Annotated in this window: 2 protein-coding genes and 1 pseudogene; 2 read left to right on the top strand and 1 reads right to left on the bottom strand. The window is 73.6% G+C overall.

Translation table 11 applies throughout. The features are described from left to right. Positions 1–66: 66 nt before the first annotated feature. Positions 67–1,038, bottom strand: a complete 972-nt coding sequence (locus COGEMETH_RS22620; RefSeq protein ID WP_238184947.1) for a class I SAM-dependent DNA methyltransferase — start codon at positions 1,036–1,038, stop codon at positions 67–69. Between the two features lie 96 nt (positions 1,039–1,134). On the opposite strand from COGEMETH_RS22620, the gene COGEMETH_RS22615 reads away from it, so the two are divergent. Together COGEMETH_RS22615 and COGEMETH_RS22610 are read left to right on the top strand one after the other, a co-directional pair. Next, positions 1,135–2,193 (top strand): ligase-associated DNA damage response exonuclease, encoded by a 1,059-nt coding sequence (locus COGEMETH_RS22615; protein WP_238184946.1) that lies wholly within the window; start codon positions 1,135–1,137, stop codon positions 2,191–2,193. Then, positions 2,190–2,481 (top strand): annotated as a pseudogene (locus COGEMETH_RS22610) (ATP-dependent DNA ligase); the annotation flags it as partial. The gene COGEMETH_RS22615 and the pseudogene COGEMETH_RS22610, both read left to right, overlap by 4 nt.

Below are 2,481 nucleotides of genomic sequence, written 5' to 3'. Positions count from 1 at the left end.
CGTTCGCCGATTATCAGCCGGCCGCAATGTGCGGCGGGCTGATAATCGGCGAACGGCCGGGAAGTTTCATGGCGCGCACGCGTGATTGCGCCGGCGCAGGACGGCGACCCGGCCCTCCACCGCACGGCCCTGCTCGCGCCGGATGATCGCGGGCGCGAGCACGAGGCGGTCGAGGCCGGCCTCGGCTGCGGCCCCCTCCAGATGCCCGTCCGCCTGGGCGTAGCGGCCGTCCACCCCCAGGACGGCGCCTTCGCCGTCGTGCGACTGAACCGTGAAGGCGGCCAGAGCCCCGGGGCGCAGGACGCGGGCGATGGCGGCCAGCATCGCGGGCAGGTCCGCCACGTAGATGAATACGTCGGCCGCCAGGCACAGGTCGGCCGAGCCCGCCGGCTCCTGCCCGAGGAACCCGGCGACGTCGCCCTCCACCAGCCGGTCGTAGCAGCCCTTGCGGTGGGCCAGCGCCAGCATGGCGGGCGACAGGTCGATCCCGGTGAGCCGGTCGATGCGGCCTTTCAGGGCCTCGCCCATCAGCCCCGTGCCGCAGCCGAGGTCGAGGGCCGCCCCGTAGCGGGCCGGCGCCTCCGGCAGGGCGTCGAGGGCCGCGCGCAGGATCGCAGGGCCGCGATAGCCCAGCCCGTCGACGAGATGGCGCTCGAAGCGGGCGGCATAGGCGTCGAACAGCGCCCGGACATAGGCCGGCGAGAGGGCCGGCAGCCCCGCGCCCGCGCCGAGGCGGGCGAGGTGGACCTGCGTGCCCAGGGCGTCGCCGGGGTCGAGGTCGCGGGCGGCGGCATAGGCCCGTAGCGCCCCGTGGAACTGCCCCCGGTCCCCGCTCTGCACGTGCAGGTATTCCCGCGCCCGGCCGAGGAGGATCCAGGCGGCGGCGTAGCGCGGCGACCGCTCCAGCGCCTGCTCGGCCATCTCCACGGCGGCCTGCGCGTCGCCCTCGGTCAGGCACGCCTCGGCGTAGCGGTAGCGGCGGTCGGCCAGGAGGTCGCCGGAACCGTTCTGCGAGGGCGTATCGTGCTGCGAGGACATATCGTGCTGCGAGGGCCTATCGTTCTGCGAGGGCCTATCGTTCTGCGAAGACATGCCGCTGACCGAAAGGGGAGCGGCGCCTATATAGCCGGGCCGATGTCCTCCCGCGCCAGCGATCTCCTCACCCTGACCCGCGAGGGGCTGTACTGCCCCCTCGGCGACTTCCACGTCGACCCGACCTGGCCGGTGCCCCGCGCCGTGATCACCCACGGCCATGCCGACCATGCGCGGGCCGGGCACGGCAGCGTGCTCGCCACGCCCGAGACCCTGCGCATCATGGCCGTGCGCTACGGGGCGGATTTCTGCGACACCCGGCAGGAGGCGGTCCTCGGCCAGAGCATGCGAATCGGCGGCGTCGGCGTGCGCTTCGCACCCGCGGGCCACGTGCTGGGCTCGGCGCAGGTCGCCATCGAGCGGGAGGGCGCCCGCATCGTCGTCTCCGGCGACTACAAGCGCGCCCCGGACCCGACCTGCCTGCCCTTCGAGGTCGTCCCCTGCGACGTGTTCATCACCGAGGCGACCTTCGGCCTGCCGGTCTTCACCCACCCGGACACGCGGGGGGAGGTGCGCAAGCTCCTCGACTCGGTCCGGCTGTTCCCCGAGCGCGCCCACATCGTCGGCGCCTACGCGCTCGGCAAGGCGCAGCGGGTGATGGCGCTGCTGCGCGAGGAGGGCTGGGACCGGCCGATCCACCTGCACGGGGCGATGGAGAAGCTGACGGAGCTCTACAAGCAGGAGGGCATCCCCCTGGGCGACACGCCGAAGGTCGCGGCCGCCGAGCGCAAGGACCTGCACGGGGCCATCGTGCTCTGCCCGCCCTCGGCGATGCAGGACCTGTGGTCGCGCAAGTTCCCCGACCCGGTGACCTGCTTCGCCTCGGGCTGGATGCGGGTGCGGGCCCGGGCCCGCCAGAAGGGCGTCGAGCTGCCCCTGGTGATCTCCGACCATTCCGATTGGCCCGACCTCTGCCGCACCATCCGCGACATCGGCGCCGGGGAGGTCTGGGTCACGCACGGGCAGGAGGACGCCCTGGTGCACTGGTGCGGGACGCAAGGCATCGCGGCCAAGCCCCTGCACCTGCTGGGCTACGGCGACGACGGCGAGGCCGAGCCCGTTGCCGACCCCGCGGCCGACCCCGCGGAGGCGGCCGCGTGAACGACTTCGCCCACCTCCTCGACCGCCTCGCCTACGAGCCCCGCCGCAACGCCAAGCTGCGCCTGCTCCAGGATTTCTTCGCCCGCACGCCCGACCCGGAGCGGGGCTACGCGCTCGGCGCCATGACCGGCAGCCTGAGCTTTCGCGAGGCCAAGCCCGCCCTGATCCGCGGGCTGGTGGAGGCGCGCATCGACCCGGTGCTGTTCCGGCTCTCGCACAATTACGTCGGCGACCTGGCCGAGACCACGGCACTGATCTGGCCCGCGCCCTCCCCTCCCCCCTCTGCGG

The sequence above is a fragment of the Methylobacterium trifolii genome (assembly GCF_022179685.1).
Taxonomy (GTDB): domain Bacteria; phylum Pseudomonadota; class Alphaproteobacteria; order Rhizobiales; family Beijerinckiaceae; genus Methylobacterium; species Methylobacterium trifolii.
The sequence above is the reverse complement of the archived record's forward strand: the minus strand, read 5'-3'. Positions and strand labels throughout refer to the sequence as shown.